Raw genomic sequence first — 14,339 nt, 5'->3', positions numbered from 1 at the left:
CGCGCCTGTTTCGTCCGCCGTTTACGCGTGGCTGCGTCTCGTCTGCCTTTTCCGCGGGCGTGGCTGCGTTGTGTATGCCGCGCTTCGACCGTCTGCGCGGTCGTGGTTGCAGCGCCCGGGACTGTCGCACGAGCTCGGCGTTGTCGTGGTTGCCGCGCTTCGGCGCGCGGCCGCGTCGCAGGCGCCCTGCCTCAGGCGTGCCAGCGGCCGTCGGCGGTGCGGCGCCATTGTGTCGTGCGCGCTGGCCGGAAGGCGCCGTCGACCCAGTGCCGTACGGTCAGCCGCAGGTCGTCGCCGTCGAGGTCCAGCATGGTCCAGGACTGGCTCTCGTCGGTCCGCACGCGCCAGGAGCAGGCCGTTCCGCTCATCAGGCCGATCATCCCGCGCAGACCGGCCTGCGCCGCCACATGGTCGTGCCCGCACAGGATGACGTCGACGCCGGCCGCCGCCGCTGCTCGCAGCGTGTCGTCGGCGCCGTGCACCAGGGCTTCGCCCGGCCGCTGCTCCGAGCGGAACACCGGATGATGCAGCATCAGGACTTTGAGATCAGCCGCCCCGGCCAGGTCCGAGCCGATCCGAGCCACCTGCGCCGCGTCGATCCGGCCGCCCTTCCACAGATACGGCCGGGGCGAGCTCAGCCCCAGCAGGAGCAGACCGCCGTCGCGGATGATCGGCTCGGGCTCCGGATCGACGAACTGCCGGTAGGCGCCCAACGGGTCGAAGGCCCGGGCCGGCCGGTCGAGCGGCAGGTCGTGGTTGCCCGGCACGCACGTCCAGGGTTTGCCGACCGACGCCAGCAGGTCGACCGCGGCCCGGAACTGGTCGTCCCGGGCCCGCATGGTCAGGTCGCCGCTGACCAGCAGCCGATGTGGCGCCTGGGCGATCAGGTCGGCCCGCAGCCCCGCCACCACGGCCGGCTCCTCGGCCCCGAGGTGCAGGTCGGTGACGTGGGCCAGGCGCATGCCCCGAGCGTAGCGATCTCCCGCCCCGGGGCCGGCGCGTCGACAGCCGACGGGGGCGGAGTGCTCGGCAGCCTGTTCTCCGCCTGCCTGTAGATGAGGCCGGCCACGACGCTCGCCGCTGGTCAGCGAGGCGGCGCGAGGCCGGCCGCGCCTCAGCGCCGGACCAGGTAGCGCAGGTGGGTGACGCCCTTCCCGCTGACTGTGCTGACCGGTCCCTCCAGCTGCAGGGGAGCGCCTTCGAAGGGGCCGATGAACGGTGTGCCCCCGCCGAGCAGCACCGGCACCAGGTCGACGTGGAACTCGTCGAGCAGATCCGCCTCGAGACACTGCCGGGCGATCTGGCCGCCGTTCAATCCGACCTCCCTGCTCCCCGCTATCTTCTGAGCGGTGGCGATGGCCTCCTCGATGCCGCCGGTGACGAAGACGAAGTTCTCATCCGCGACCGGGCGGTCCTCGGGCGGACGGTGGGTCAGGACGACGGTGGTCAGATCCATGGGGTGCCGCCCGCCCCAGGCGTTGGTCAGGTCGTACAGGTGGCGCCCGACCACCAGCGCGCCGGTCCGCTCCTTCACCCGGCGCAGATGCTCGGCGTCCGACTGGGAGGCGCCCGTGACCTCCTCCGGCAGGCCGGGTCCGTACCACTGAAAGAGCAGATCGAAGCCGCTCTCGCCGGGCCCCGCGATGAATCCGTCGAGCGACATCGTCGCGCCCGTGCAGACCTTGCCCATGATTGCTTCTCCTCTGACCGATCCGGCGGTGGCTCCGGCCTGTGTCCGTAGGCCGCAGCCGTCACCGCCGACGGCGGTGACATCTCCTGGTCGGAGCCGTCGCCGCCGTCTCGACACGGCTCAGCTGTAATTCAGGGAGAAGCTGTTTGTGGTGAAGGCGGACTGTCCGGCGGTGCCGGTGATCTCGAAGCCGAACTGCAGCTCACCGACGGTGACGTTGCCCCACCAGTTGTTCGTGCGCAACCAGTTCATGACGGCCAGCAGGTCGATCGTGCCCGAGTTGGTGTTGGTGCGAATGAACGAGAAGACCGCGTTGGCCCCGTTCGAGCCGCGGTAGACGTTCCAGGTGTGCCCGCCGACCGAGAGGTTCCGGACGTTCGGCACGGCTCCGTTGGCGTCGTAGCTCTCGGCGATCGGACCGACCGCGCCGTGCTGGTTGGTCCAGATCATCACCTCGTACGCGTGGTTGTCGGCCCAGATGTCGTAGGTGGTGGCGTAGTCACCGTCGGCCGGGACCGACACGTTGAACGAGCTGGTCACCGAGGACAGCGAGCTCAGCGTGCGATTGAGCGTCTTGCCGGTGTTCGGGTACGACTTCACCCCGCTGGTGCGCGGGTGGTTGGCGACGACGCCGAAGTTCGTGCCGCTGCGGGCCCAGATCGTCTGCGTCCCGGCGCCACCACCCCAGATGTTGTTGTAGAGCGTGTACCCGTTGTTGGTCCACGAGGCCCACTGTCCCGAGTCGGCCCAGGCGGCGTCGGACGGCACACCGGTGCCCGGGTTCGAGGGCGGGGGAGTGGTCGGGGTCGGCGGGTTGGTCGTGGCGCCGGTGCAGGCTGTCCCGTTGAGCGTGAAGGCCGTCGGCACGCTGTTGGTGCCGCTCGCCGCGCCGTTGAAGCCGAACGACACCGTTCCGTTGGTGCCGATCGACCCGTTGTAGCCGGCGTTGCGGGCGGTGACCGTCGAGCCGCTCTGGCTGACGGTGGCGTTCCAGGCCTGGGTGATGGTCTGGCCGTTGCCGTACGACCAGGCGAGCGTCCACGAGGAGAGCTGATCCCCGAGGTTGGTGATCGTCACGTTGGCCCCGAACCCGCCCGGCCACGTGCTGCTGACCGCGTAGGCGACGCGGCACCCGGCCGCCGCCGACGCGGGAAGGGCGGTGAGGACGGCCGCCCCTCCCGCGACGACCGCCACGGCCGTCGAGAGCGCAAGAACACGTCTGCGCATGGTGTCCCCTCTGTTCCGGACGCCCTGTCGAAGCGCTTCGACGGTGGCATCAAGCGTCGAAGGACGTCAATGTGTGTGTGCCGCGATGCTAGAACTCGGGAGCGCCCACGGCAACCGGGGCCGCCCGGGCTTGACCGCGACATTGTTATCGCTAACACTGTCGGCAGGAACTTCGAAGTTCGTCGATGCCATGTCGTGCGCGGTCACACAGGGGTTCGTCAGACAACTGCTCGTCATACAACTGCTTGTCGTACAACTGCTCGTCATACAGCTGGCGGTCTTCTGTGGCCAGCAACCGACTGTCGGAAAGGCGGTGCGGTGTGAAGCGACTCGTCAGTCTGCTCATCCTGGCGGCGGCTGTTCTTCTTGTTCCGGCGGGGCCGGCGGTGGCCGCGCCGCCGGTGGCCTACTCGAACCCGATCGCCAACCAGCGGGCTGACACGCACGTCTGGAAGCACACCGACGGCTACTACTACATGACCGCGACCGTTCCCGAGTACGACCGCATCGTGCTGCGCCGGGCCACGACCGTTCAGGGCCTGGCCGGCGCGAGCGAAACGGTGATCTGGCGTAAGCACGCGAGCGGCGAGATGAGCGCCAACATCTGGGCGCCGGAGATCCACTTCATCGACGGCAGGTGGTACGTCTACTTCACGGCCGGACGCGCGGACGACCGGTTCCGCATCCGGATGTACGTACTCGAAAGCTCGTCCGCCAATCCGCTGACCGGCGCCTGGACGGAGCGCGGGAGAATCGTCACCGCGTGGGACACGTTCTCGCTCGACGAGACCACGTTCGTCCACAACGGCGTCCGCTACCTCGCCTGGGCGCAGCAGGAGCCGGGCGTCGCCACCAACTCCAACCTCTACCTGGCGCGGATGTCGAACCCCTGGACGATCACCGGCACACCCGTACGCCTGGCTGTCCCGACTCTGGCCTGGGAGACACGCGGGTACGCGGTGAACGAGGGACCGGCCGTGATCGTGCGCAACGGCCGGGTCTTCATGACGTATTCGGCCAGCGCCACCGACGCGAACTACTGCCTCGGCCTGCTCACCGCGTCGGCCACCGCCAACCTGCTCAGCGCCTCGTCATGGACCAAGAGCCCCAACCCGGTCTTCGTCAGCAACGCGGCCACCGGCCAGCACGGCCCGGGGCACAACTCGTTCACCGTCGCCGAGGACGGCCAGAGCGACCTGATCGTCTATCACGACCGCAATTACCGCGACATCAGCGGCGACCCGCTCAACGACCCGAACCGCCGCACCCGCGTGCAGAAGTTCTACTGGAACGCCGACGGCGCCCCGAATTTCGGCATCCCGATCCCCGACGGCCTTCATCCCGTACGGCTGAGGTCTCACAACGTCCCCGACCGCTACCTGCGTCACTGGGAGTTCCGGGCCCGCCTCGACCCGAACGTGACCGCGCTCGCCGATTCGCAGTTCCGGATCGTTCCCGGTCTGGCCGGCGGCGGCTCGGTGTCGCTCGAATCGACGAACTATCCCGGCTCGTACCTGCGCCACCGCAACAACGAGGCATGGGTCGACCGCGCCGACGGAACGGCCCTGTTCAACGCGGACGCCAGCTTCCAGCGCCGCTCCGGCCTGGCCGACGCGGCCGGCGTCTCGTTCGAGTCGGTGAACTTCCCCGGCCGCTATCTGCGGCACGTCAACTATCTGCTCCGCCTCGAGACAGCCACCGACGCCCTGAGCCGCGGCGACGCGACGTTCCACCTGGAGTGAGCCCCCGCTCCGGCTGCGGTTAGGCTTTCCTAACTGTCGAGCAGACGGTCCGCTGCCGGGTCCGTCTGCCGAGCGGACGGGGTGTGGGGATGACGCAGCCGGAGTCGCTGTCGCAGCTGCTCAACGGGCGGCGGGCCGCGGTCGACGCCACGCTGCCGGCCGTCGGGTTCGTGGCCGGCTGGCTGGCGGCCGGCCAGTCGATCTGGGCCGGCGCCGGCGTGGCGGTCGTGTGCGCGATCGCCATCTCGATCTGGCGCCTGCGCCGCGGCGAGAAGCCACGCGCGGTGCTGATCGGCCTGCTCGGCGTGTGCGTGGCCGCGCTGATCGCCCTGCGCACCGGCCGGGCCGAGGACTTCTTCCTGATCCAGCTCCTGAGCAACGCCGCCAGCGCCCTGGCCTGGGCGGTCAGCATCGTGATCCGCTGGCCGCTGCTGGGCCTGATCGTCGGCGCCGTCCTCGGCCAGCGAACCCGCTGGCGTCGCGACCCGGCTCTGCTCCGCTCGTACGGCCTGGCCAGCTGGGTGTGGGTGCTGCAGTACGTCGTACGGCTGGCCGTCTTCCTGCCCCTCTACGCGGCAGGCCAGGTGGTCGCGCTGGGGGCCGCGCGGGTAGCCCTGACCTGGCCGCTGGTGGCCGCCTGCCTGGCCGTGAGCTGGTGGGTGATCCGCCGCACCCTGCCGGCGGACCATCCCGGCCTCCGCCACCCCCGGATTCCCGGCGGGCCCACCGAAGCCACCCGCAACGATGCCACCCCTGAGCAGCGCACCGAGGTCACCCCGGACGGCCAATAGCGCGGACCAACGGCCATCGTCGCGGCCTTGCCTTCGTTCGCGCGGGTGTCACCTTCGAGTTTCGCCCGGCGGAAATGATTGCCGCAGGCAAGCAGGGGTAGTCCTAAGTCGTTGGCACGACGAAGTGGAGGCTGACATGGCATTCGATGACAAGGTCGACAACAAGGCCGAAGAGGTTGGCGGCAAGGTCAAGGAGGGCGTCGGCCGGGCCACGGACGACGAGCAGCTCGAGGCCGAGGGCAAGGCCGACCAGAGCAGCTCGAAGGTCAAGCAGGCTGTCGAGAACGTCAAGGACGCTTTCAAGTCCTGACCGCCCAGCACACCACGAACGGCCCGCGGCTCTCGAAGCCGCGGGCCGTCGTCGTGCGGGGGCCCAGGGCGCAATCGGGGCTTCGTCGCGACGGGCGCGTGCCTCCGCCGGCGAGCCGCGCTGGTTGCGGCAGGATGCATCTTAAGCTGCGGAAATGCCTTCGGAAACCGCTACTTAACAGTAGGGTCAGCCGAACGGACCATCCATCGAGGACGAACGGGCAACATCGACTCTCATGTACATCTGGAGGCATCCGGGAACCGTGTCAGGAGGCGAAGGGGCGACGCTCACGCCCCCAAACAAGGAGTTTCCATGCTCAACACGAAGCGTTCCCGGGTTCGCGCCGCCGCCGGGGTGGGGATGGCGGCCGTGGTCGCCACCGTCGGCGCCGTGACCTTCAACGCCTCAGCCGCCGAGCAGGCCGCCGTCGCGCCGGCCGCCGTCGGAGCCGATGCCCGCGCCGTGTCGATCCCGGGCATCCCGGCCGCGATCAAGCCGCCGAAGGGCGCCAAGCCGATCGGCGCGTACTTCGTCGCCTCCGGCACCCAGACCTACACGTGCGCCGGCGGCATCTTCACCGGCGCGTCCGTGCCCGAGGCCCAGCTGATCGGCACCGGCGGCCGCGTCCACCACTTCGGCGGCCCGAGCTGGCAGTCGACCCGCGACAACTCGCTCGTCAAGGCGAAGAAGATCGGCGAGAGCGCGCGCGCCGGCACGATCCCCGAGCTGCTGCTCGAGGTCACCGAGAAGTCGGGCAGCGGCGTCATCGGCACCTCGACCCACATCAGCCGCCTGCTCACCTCGGGCGGCACCGCCCCGGCCGGCGCCTGCGCCGACGGCGCCAAGAAGGCCGTCAAGTACGGCGCCGTCTACGTCTTCTGGAAGGCCTGACCGCCACGCTCCACGCCGTCGGCTCGCGCCTCGACCGGGTCACCGCCCGGTCGAGGGCGTGGCCGGCCCGCCGGCACGGCCACATCGAGCCGTCCATCACCCGGCGCCTGGTCGAGCGCTTCGGCTCCCCGCGACAGCCCGCGGGCCCGCCACCCGAACTGGCCGCCCCGACCGACCGCGAGCGGGACGTGCCGCGGCTGATCGCGCGGGGCCTGTCTGTCCAACGCCGCCTTCGCCCGAATGGCCGAATCGTCGCCGGACCACCTTCCGGCCGTCGGTGTGACAGCGAATTCGCAAGTTGTCGTTCATCACGTATTGCTGTCGGATTGCACCTCCGCGGGCATAGCTTGGCCGGTGGGAGCACCTCCCAGCACAGATGAGCGGAGACCGGCATGGGCTACGTAACCACTTCCGACGGCGTCGAGATCTTCTACAAGGACTGGGGCTCGGGGCAGCCCATCGTGTTCAGCCACGGCTGGCCGCTGTCGGCCGACGACTGGGACACGCAGATGCTCTTCTTCCTGAGCAAGGGCTACCGGGTCGTCGCGGCCGACCGGCGCGGGCACGGACGGTCCACTCAGGTCAGTGACGGCCACGACATGGACCACTACGCCGACGACCTCAAGGCCGTCGTCGAGCACCTCGACCTGCGCGACGCGATCCACGTCGGCCACTCGACCGGTGGCGGCGAGGTCGCCCACTACATCGCCCGGCACGGCGAGGAGCGGGTGGCCCGGGGCGTGCTCATCAGCGCCGTTCCGCCGTTGATGGTGCAGACCGAGGCCAACCCGGGCGGCCTGCCCAAGGCCGTGTTCGACGACCTGCAGGCGCAGCTGGCCGCCAACCGGTCGGAGTTCTACCGGGCGCTGCCGTCCGGGCCGTTCTACGGCTTCAACCGGCCGGGCGTCGAGTCCTCCGAGGCGATCATCCAGAACTGGTGGCGCCAGGGCATGATGGGCGGCGCCAAGGCTCACTACGACGGCATCGTGGCGTTCTCGCAGACCGACTTCACCGAGGACCTCAAGAAGATCACCGTGCCGGTGCTGGTCATGCACGGCGTCGACGACCAGATCGTCCCGTACGCGGACGCGGGCCCGCTCTCGGCCAAGCTGCTGAAGAACGGCACGCTGAAGTCGTACGAGGGTTTCCCGCACGGCATGCCGACCACCCAGGCCGACACGATCAACGCCGACCTGCTGGAGTGGCTGCAGTCCTGAGCCGTTCGTCCCCGGGGGCAGGCGTCCCCGGGGGCCTGTGTCGCCAAGGATGCGGTCCGTAATTGGCGGTCTGCCTCTATTGTCGTCCCCGATGAGAACGCTATCGAGGGTCCTCGTCGCGTTGGCCGCCATCGTGGCCACCGGGACGGTGAGCACGCCGGCCCACGCGATCGCGAACGGTGACGGTGTGCCCGACGGAACGTACGAGTTCGCGGTCAAGCTCACCGACATCGGCATCCCGACCGCCGACGGGGGCAAACGGAACAGCTCCTGTTCGGGCGGGTTGATCTCGCCGCACTGGGTGCTGACCGCCGGCCACTGCTTCAAGGACGAGAACGACAAGCGCGTCTCGCGCACGGTCGCCGACAAGACCATCGCCACGATCGGCCGCGCCGACCTCAAGGGCAAGGCCGGAGTCACGGCCAACGTCGTCGAGGTGCGTCAGCACGGCTCGGCCGACGTGGCGCTCGCGCGGCTCGACAAGGCGATCACCGGCATCACCCCGCTCAAGCTCAACCGCAGGAAGCCCGTCGACGGCCAGCGGTTGCGCCTCGTCGGCTTCGGCCTGACCAGCGGCACCGCCAAGCGCACGGCCTCCCGCCTGCAGACCGGCCAGTTCGAGGTCACCTCGGTCGCGAAGGTCGAGCTGGGTGTGGAGGGCGCGGCCCCGCGCAAGACCACCAGCGCCTGCCCGCACGACTCGGGCGGCCCCTACTTCACCGACGGCAAGCCGGCCGTCGTGGTGGCTGTGGTGAGCCGTGGCCCGCGCTGCCCGCACAGCGGCGCTGACACCTCCACGCGCGTCGACGCGATCGCCCCCTGGATCCTGTCCGTCGTCGGCGCCGATCTGAAGCCGAAACCGTCGCCCCCGCCGTCGCGCGCGCCCCAGAAGCAGCCGCAGAAGGTCGCGCAAGCGCCGGTGAGCGAGCCCACATCTCCGCTGCTCTGGATAGCCGCGATCCCACTGGTCCTGCTGGTCGGAGCGCTGTTGGTGTGGACGCTGAGGCCGCGCAAGGGCATCCATCGCCGCCGCTGACACGGCTGTGTCAGCGATATGTGCGCGGGATGTCAGCGCACCGCGCGAACCTTCTCGTCGAGAGCCGGCGCCACACGGCGCCGCTCGCGACGGGAGGAAGTGACATGAGTGACCTCGTAGTGCGCGCGGAGGGACTCCGCAAGCGCTTCGGCAAGACACAGGCACTCGACGGGGTGGACCTCGCGATGCGCCGCGGCACCGTGCTCGGCGTGCTCGGGCCGAACGGAGCCGGCAAGACCACGGCCGTACGCGTCCTGGCTACCCTGCTGCGTCCCGATGAGGGCTACGCCGAGGTGGCCGGCATCGACGTGCTCAAGCAGCCGGCCCGGGTGCGCCGTCGCATCGGCCTGACCGGCCAGTACGCCAGCGTCGACGAGGACCTGACCGGCACCCAGAACCTGGTGCTGATCGGTCAGCTGCTCGACCTGAGGACCAGCGACGCCAAGAAGCGGGCGGCCGAGCTGCTCGAGTGGTTCGACCTCGCCGAGGCGGCCAACCGGATGGCCAAGACCTACTCCGGGGGCATGCGGCGCCGCCTCGACCTGGCCGCCAGCCTCGTCGGCCACCCCGAGGTGATCTTCCTGGACGAGCCGACGACCGGCCTCGACCCGGCCAAGCGCGAGGACATGTGGGGCGTGGTGCGCACCCAGGTCACCCAGGGTTCGAGCGTCCTGCTCACCACGCAGTACCTCGAGGAGGCGGACGCCCTGGCCGACGAGATCGTGGTGATCAACCACGGCCGGGTGATCGCCCACGACACCCCGGACGGGCTCAAGCGGCGCGTCGGCGGCCTCACCCTGAGCGTCCGCCCGGCCGACCCGGCCAAGGTGCCCGACACGTTGCGGGTGCTCGACGCCGTCGCCGCGCCCGGCACGAACGCGTCGGCCGAGACAGCCGCGGGCGCCCGCCCCGGCGCGGTCAGCGTGCCGGTGGCCAGCGACCTGGCCCTCGACGAGGCCGTTCCGGCGCTGCGCCGGGCCGGGGTCGAGGTCGTCGACTTCGGCCTGCACCTGCCCAGCCTCGACGAGGTCTTCCACGCCCTGACCGAGGGGACCCCCACGCCCACGAAGGAGAACGAGCTCGTATGACCGCCCTCGACGTTCCCACCCGCGGTTTCACCGGCGACATCGACCGTCCACGCGGCGGCGCGCTGGCCGCCTTGATGCGCCACAGTCTGGCGCTGGCGCGGCGAAGTCTGATCAAGACCGTTCGCACGCCCGAGGCCCTGATCGACGTCACCGTCCAGCCGGTGATCTTCCTGCTGCTGTTCACCTACCTGTTCGGCGGGGCCATCGGCGCCGGCGACCGGGGCGCGTACCTCCAGTTCCTGCTGCCCGGCCTACTGGCGCAGTCGCTGGCGCTGGGCGGCATCGCGCTGGGCCAGAACCTGAACGCCGACATCGAGAAGGGTGTCTTCGACCGGTTCCGCTCGCTGCCGGTGGCCCGCTCGGCGCCGCTGGTCGGCGCGGTCTCGGCGGACATCGTCCGCTATCTGACCGTCTGCGTGTTCATGCTGGGCTTCGGGACGCTGATGGGCTTCCGCGTCGAGACGGGCTTCCTGCCGGCGGTGGCCGCGGTCGCGCTCTCCATCGGCTTCGGACTGTGCTTCTGCTGGATCTCGGTCTGGGTCGGCATGCTGGTCCGCACCCCGGGCGCCGTGCAAGGCGTGATGTTCCTGCTGATCTTCCCGCTGTCGTTCGGCAGCAACGTCTTCGTGCAGACCGACACGCTGCCGGGCTGGCTGCAGGCGTTCGTCCAGGTCAACCCGATCACCCCGTTGGTGTCGACGATCCGCGGCCTGCTGGTCGGCGGCCCGGTGGCCCACAACCTGACCGTCACCCTGGTCTGGATGGCCGGTCTGCTGGTCGTCTTCGTCCCGCTGGCCCTGCGTGCCTACGCGCGGCGGGCCTGAGCGGGGGGCAGTTCGCCGCGGCGCAGACGGGCCGGATCGACCTGGGCGGAAGCACTCCTGCCGTCCAGGTCGAAACCTTCCCCGTACGCCGCGGTGAAGCCCTGTTCGCCCAGAGCGGCCCGGGTCCGGGTGGTCACCTCGCGGATGTTCGGATCGCTGCTGTCGTGGCTGCCGCGCAGACGGGCGGCCGCGCCGAGCAGACGGGCCGCCTCGCCCGGGTGGCCCTGGCGTTCGGCGAGACCGGCCGCGGCCACCGCCACGAAGGCCAGGATCGGTTTGTCGCGGCTCTCCACGGCCGCCGTGTAGGCGCCGGTGAGCGCCCGCTGGGCGCCGGCCAGATCGCCCACCTCCACGTTGAGCGAGGCCCGCACGGTGCCGGCGATGGCCCGGCCGTGATCGCCGGCGAACAGCGGGTCGGCCGCCATCTCGGCCTCGGCCAGGTCGATGAGCTCGCGCGCCCGGGCCAGGTCGCCGAGGCGGATCCACATGCCGGCCTCCAGCGCGTTGAGCAGCACCAGCATCTCCGGGGCGGCGCCGTGCAGGGCCCGTTCCCGCAGGGTGACCAGCATGGCGACGGCCTGCTGCTCGTTGCCCTGGCGCATGTGCAGATCGATCCAGCGCAGATCGATGAAGAGCTCGTCGTTGAGGCTGAGCGACCCGAACTCGCGGGCCAGCGAGCGGGCCCGGCTGAGGTCGGCCAGCGCACCGTCCAGATCGGCGCCGTACTGGCGCAGCAGGGCCCGCATGGGCAGCGCGGTCGCCTGGCCCCAGCGGTCGCCGACACCGGCGAAGCACTCCAGCGCGGCGGTCACGTGGACGTCCATGGTCTCGATGTCGCCCTCGTTCTCGGCGAACTGGGCACGGAACAGGTGGGCCAGGCCGGCCAGCCAGACGTCCCGGCCCTCGATCAGGCGGTTGATGACCGACAGCGACCCCTCGTCCTCCCGCAGGAAGAACAGCGACAGCGCGGTCAGGGCGCCGGCCAGGCCGGGCAGCGCGGGATAGGCGAGCAGGCGGTCGGTCAGCGCCCGCAGCTCCGCCTCGCTCCGCTCGACGGCCTCGGTGGTCATCGTCGAGCGGGCGCCGACCCGGTTGAGCAGCAGCACGGCCTCGGCGCAGTCCCGCCGCAGCGAGTGCCCCGCCGCCGGCGCCTCGAGCGCCTCGGTCAGCCAGAACGTCGCGTCGGTGTGCCGGCCGAACATCTGCCAGTACCAGGCCAGGTCCATCGCGAGGGCGACCGCGCCGGCGCCGTCGCCGATGTCGCACAGGTGGCGCAGGGCGGCGAGGGCGTTGTCGTACTCGGCGTTGAGCTCGCGCAGCGCGCCCAGCTGACGATGGTCGCGCAGCTCGGGCTCGAGGCGGGCGACGAGCCGGGCGAGATGACGGGCGGCCAGGCCCCGTACGGCGGTCAGCTCGTCCCGGTCGGCCAGGCGCTCCATGCCGTACTCGCGCAGGGTCTCGAGCATGCGGTAGCGGCCCGGCTCCGGTGCGAGCTGAAGCAATGAGCGGTCGACGAGGGCGCCGAGCAGCTCCGGGATGCCGGCCGGAGAGACGGTCGTGCCGGCACAGACCGCGGCCGCCGTAGCTGCGGTGACGCCGCCCGGCAGCACGGCGATCCGCTCGGCCACCGTACGTTCGTGGTCCCCGAGCAGATCCCAGCTCCAGGCGATGACCGCGCGCAGCGTGCGGTGCCGAGGGCTGGCGGCGCGGCTGCCCGTCGTGAGCAGGCGGAACCTGTCCGACAGGCCGTCCGTGAGCTCGGCCAGCGACAGTGTGCGCAGCCGGGCGGCGGCCAGTTCGAGAGCCAGCGGCATGCCGTCGAGTCCCCGCACGACCCGTACGATGTCGCTCCCGGTGGTCTCGTCGACGTCGAAGCCGGGGCGCACGGCTGAGGCCCGTTCGACGAAGAGCCGGACCGACGCCGTACGCCGGACGTCGTCGAGGCTGTCGCCGGGTGCGGGCAGAGTCAGCGGCCCGAGCGGCACCAGCGCCTCACCGTCGACCGCCAGGGGCTCGCGGCTGGTGGCCAGCACCTTGAGGCCCGGGCACCGTGGCAGCAGCGCGGCGAACAGATGCGCCACGGCGTCGATGAGATGCTCGCAGTTGTCGGCGACGAGCAGGCTCTCCCGTCCGCTGAGCTGCTCGACCAGGACGTCCAGCTCCGCCCCGGACGCCTGCATCCGGGCCGACGGCTCGAAGAGCGCCGACCCGCGCAGCCCGACCGCAGTCAGCAGCGCCGCGCCGACCTTGGCGGGCTCGGTGACCGCGGCCAGGTCGATCAGCCAGGTGCCGTCCCGGTACTCGTGCCGCCGCCGTCGCGCGGCCTCGATCGAGAGCCGCGTCTTACCGGCTCCGCCCGGCCCGACGATCGCCACCAGCCGCCCGCCCGCCAGCAGCGTGTCGATCCGCGCCAGATCGTCGTCCCGTCCGACGAAGCTGGTGAGCGGCGCCGGCAGGTTGCTGGGCGGCAGCGCCTCGATCCGGTCGGCCGAGCCGGGAGCCTCAGCGCTCGAGGGCGGGGCAGCGCCTGATGCCGGAGTGAGGCCGGTGGGGTGGGTGGTGGAAAAGTCCGCGGGATGGGCGAAATCCGCTGGGGCCGCGGTCGCGGAACCGGGGGAGCGGAGCAGGCGCAGGTGACGTTCGCGAAGGGCGGTTCCCGGGTCGGCGCCCAGCCGGTCGGCGAGGATCTCGCGCATCGATTCGTAGACACCCAGCGCCTCGGCCTGCCGTCCCTGCGCCGCGAGAGCATCCATGAGCAGGGCCGCCGCCCGTTCGTCGACCGGTTCCTCGGCCAGCAGCGCCGTGAGCCGGGCGGCCGCGTCGACGGCCCGCCCCAGCACGAGTTCGGCCTCGGCCAGGTCGGCCACCGCCTCGACCGAGATCCGCCTCAGCCGGGTGGCCGTGGCCGGTGCCACCGCGCCGACGATGCCCGGCTCCGCGGCGACCGGGCCCACCCACAGGGCGACCGCCTCGGCCAGCAGGCCGGCGGCGGCCCGTGGATCCCCGGTCCGCAACTTCTCACGCCCGCTTGCGGCCAGCCGTTCGAAGCGCAGCGCGTCGACGTCGTCGCCGGTCACATCGAGCCGGTAGCCACCCTCGACCGGCACCACCGCACCGGCCCGGCCCAGGATTCTCCGCAGCCGCGACACCAAGGCCTGCAGCGCGTTGCCCGGTTCCGCCGGCCGCCCGTCGGCCCAGACCGCGTCGACCAGCGTCCCCGCGTCGACCGGCCGTCCGCCGCCCAGGGCCAGCCGCACCAGCAGCCCCCGAATCCGGGCGCCGGGAACGGCAACCACGGCCTCGCCGCAGCTCACCTCGAAGGCGCCCAGCAGCCGTACCCGCAGCCGCGTCGCTGAGTCCCCGTCCCCGCCCACGTCCTGATCCTCCCGCGCGGCACCGCACGAACCCAAACCACCCCCTCAGCATTTCGGTTTGTGAGCGGGAAGCCGGGTGCGGGGCGATTGACTAAAAGATCCAGGTAGCTGAATCTATGGGGAGTGTCGGGCGGAACGTCACGAAAGCG

At 71.1% G+C, this 14,339-nt stretch carries 12 protein-coding genes; 8 read left to right on the top strand and 4 right to left on the bottom strand.

What is annotated here, in order from left to right; all coding sequences use genetic code 11:
- Positions 1 to 191 precede the first annotated feature (191 nt).
- From LXN57_RS02100 to LXN57_RS02090, 3 genes are all read right to left on the bottom strand, one after another.
- The gene (locus LXN57_RS02100) at positions 192 to 962 is read right to left on the bottom strand and encodes a metallophosphoesterase family protein (RefSeq protein WP_251796258.1); all 771 of its coding nucleotides are present in this window, start codon (positions 960 to 962) and stop codon (positions 192 to 194) included.
- Positions 963 to 1,114: 152 nt separating this feature from the next.
- Positions 1,115 to 1,690: a dihydrofolate reductase family protein gene (locus LXN57_RS02095; protein ID WP_251796257.1), complete on the bottom strand. Its 576-nt coding sequence runs from the start codon at positions 1,688 to 1,690 to the stop codon at positions 1,115 to 1,117.
- Between the two features lie 120 nt (positions 1,691 to 1,810).
- A complete protein-coding gene (locus LXN57_RS02090; protein ID WP_251796256.1) occupies positions 1,811 to 2,917 on the bottom strand; it encodes a glycoside hydrolase family 12 protein in 1,107 nt (368 codons plus the stop codon).
- Between the two features lie 320 nt (positions 2,918 to 3,237).
- Between LXN57_RS02090 and LXN57_RS02085 the strand changes: the two genes are divergently transcribed.
- The 8 genes from LXN57_RS02085 to LXN57_RS02050 all read left to right on the top strand — a co-directional run bounded on the left by LXN57_RS02085 (position 3,238) and on the right by LXN57_RS02050 (position 10,816).
- Positions 3,238 to 4,659 (top strand): family 43 glycosylhydrolase, encoded by a 1,422-nt coding sequence (locus tag LXN57_RS02085; RefSeq protein ID WP_251796255.1) that lies wholly within the window; start codon positions 3,238 to 3,240, stop codon positions 4,657 to 4,659.
- An 89-nt stretch (positions 4,660 to 4,748) separates the two neighbouring features.
- Positions 4,749 to 5,450: a DUF3159 domain-containing protein gene (locus tag LXN57_RS02080; RefSeq protein ID WP_251796254.1), complete on the top strand. Its 702-nt coding sequence runs from the start codon at positions 4,749 to 4,751 to the stop codon at positions 5,448 to 5,450.
- A 136-nt stretch (positions 5,451 to 5,586) separates the two neighbouring features.
- Positions 5,587 to 5,760, top strand: a complete 174-nt coding sequence (locus LXN57_RS02075; protein ID WP_251796253.1) for a CsbD family protein — start codon at positions 5,587 to 5,589, stop codon at positions 5,758 to 5,760.
- 312 nt (positions 5,761 to 6,072) lie between these two features.
- Positions 6,073 to 6,651, top strand: a complete 579-nt coding sequence (locus LXN57_RS02070) for a DUF3455 domain-containing protein (protein WP_251796252.1) — start codon at positions 6,073 to 6,075, stop codon at positions 6,649 to 6,651.
- A gap of 392 nt (positions 6,652 to 7,043) precedes the next feature.
- Positions 7,044 to 7,868, top strand: a complete 825-nt coding sequence (locus LXN57_RS02065) for an alpha/beta fold hydrolase (RefSeq protein WP_251796251.1) — start codon at positions 7,044 to 7,046, stop codon at positions 7,866 to 7,868.
- Between the two features lie 91 nt (positions 7,869 to 7,959).
- The gene (locus tag LXN57_RS02060; RefSeq protein WP_251796250.1) at positions 7,960 to 8,904 is read left to right on the top strand and encodes a S1 family peptidase; all 945 of its coding nucleotides are present in this window, start codon (positions 7,960 to 7,962) and stop codon (positions 8,902 to 8,904) included.
- A gap of 104 nt (positions 8,905 to 9,008) precedes the next feature.
- Positions 9,009 to 9,992, top strand: coding sequence for an ATP-binding cassette domain-containing protein (locus LXN57_RS02055; RefSeq protein ID WP_251796249.1), 984 nt, complete (start codon positions 9,009 to 9,011; stop codon positions 9,990 to 9,992).
- On the top strand, positions 9,989 to 10,816 hold the full coding sequence (locus LXN57_RS02050) for an ABC transporter permease (protein ID WP_251796248.1): 828 nt from the start codon (positions 9,989 to 9,991) through the stop codon (positions 10,814 to 10,816). The genes LXN57_RS02055 and LXN57_RS02050 overlap by 4 nt, the downstream gene beginning before the upstream one ends.
- On the opposite strand, the gene LXN57_RS02045 is transcribed toward LXN57_RS02050, so the two are convergent.
- Positions 10,798 to 14,190 (bottom strand): AfsR/SARP family transcriptional regulator, encoded by a 3,393-nt coding sequence (locus tag LXN57_RS02045; RefSeq protein ID WP_251796247.1) that lies wholly within the window; start codon positions 14,188 to 14,190, stop codon positions 10,798 to 10,800. The genes LXN57_RS02050 and LXN57_RS02045 overlap by 19 nt on opposite strands.
- Between the last annotated feature and the right edge of the window lie 149 nt (positions 14,191 to 14,339).

Source organism: Paractinoplanes hotanensis (assembly GCF_023717965.1).
In the GTDB taxonomy this organism is placed as follows: domain Bacteria; phylum Actinomycetota; class Actinomycetes; order Mycobacteriales; family Micromonosporaceae; genus Actinoplanes; species Actinoplanes polyasparticus.
This window is presented reverse-complemented; position numbering and strand designations above follow the sequence as displayed.

Coding starts and splice junctions, on each gene's coding strand:
- LXN57_RS02100 (WP_251796258.1), bottom strand. CDS start 962: ATGCGCCTGGCCCACGTCACCGACCTGCACCTCGGGGCCGAGGAGCCG.
- LXN57_RS02095 (WP_251796257.1), bottom strand. CDS start 1,690: ATGGGCAAGGTCTGCACGGGCGCGACGATGTCGCTCGACGGATTCATC.
- LXN57_RS02090 (WP_251796256.1), bottom strand. CDS start 2,917: ATGCGCAGACGTGTTCTTGCGCTCTCGACGGCCGTGGCGGTCGTCGCG.
- LXN57_RS02080 (WP_251796254.1), top strand. CDS start 4,749: ATGACGCAGCCGGAGTCGCTGTCGCAGCTGCTCAACGGGCGGCGGGCC.
- LXN57_RS02075 (WP_251796253.1), top strand. CDS start 5,587: ATGGCATTCGATGACAAGGTCGACAACAAGGCCGAAGAGGTTGGCGGC.
- LXN57_RS02070 (WP_251796252.1), top strand. CDS start 6,073: ATGCTCAACACGAAGCGTTCCCGGGTTCGCGCCGCCGCCGGGGTGGGG.
- LXN57_RS02065 (WP_251796251.1), top strand. CDS start 7,044: ATGGGCTACGTAACCACTTCCGACGGCGTCGAGATCTTCTACAAGGAC.
- LXN57_RS02060 (WP_251796250.1), top strand. CDS start 7,960: ATGAGAACGCTATCGAGGGTCCTCGTCGCGTTGGCCGCCATCGTGGCC.
- LXN57_RS02055 (WP_251796249.1), top strand. CDS start 9,009: ATGAGTGACCTCGTAGTGCGCGCGGAGGGACTCCGCAAGCGCTTCGGC.
- LXN57_RS02050 (WP_251796248.1), top strand. CDS start 9,989: ATGACCGCCCTCGACGTTCCCACCCGCGGTTTCACCGGCGACATCGAC.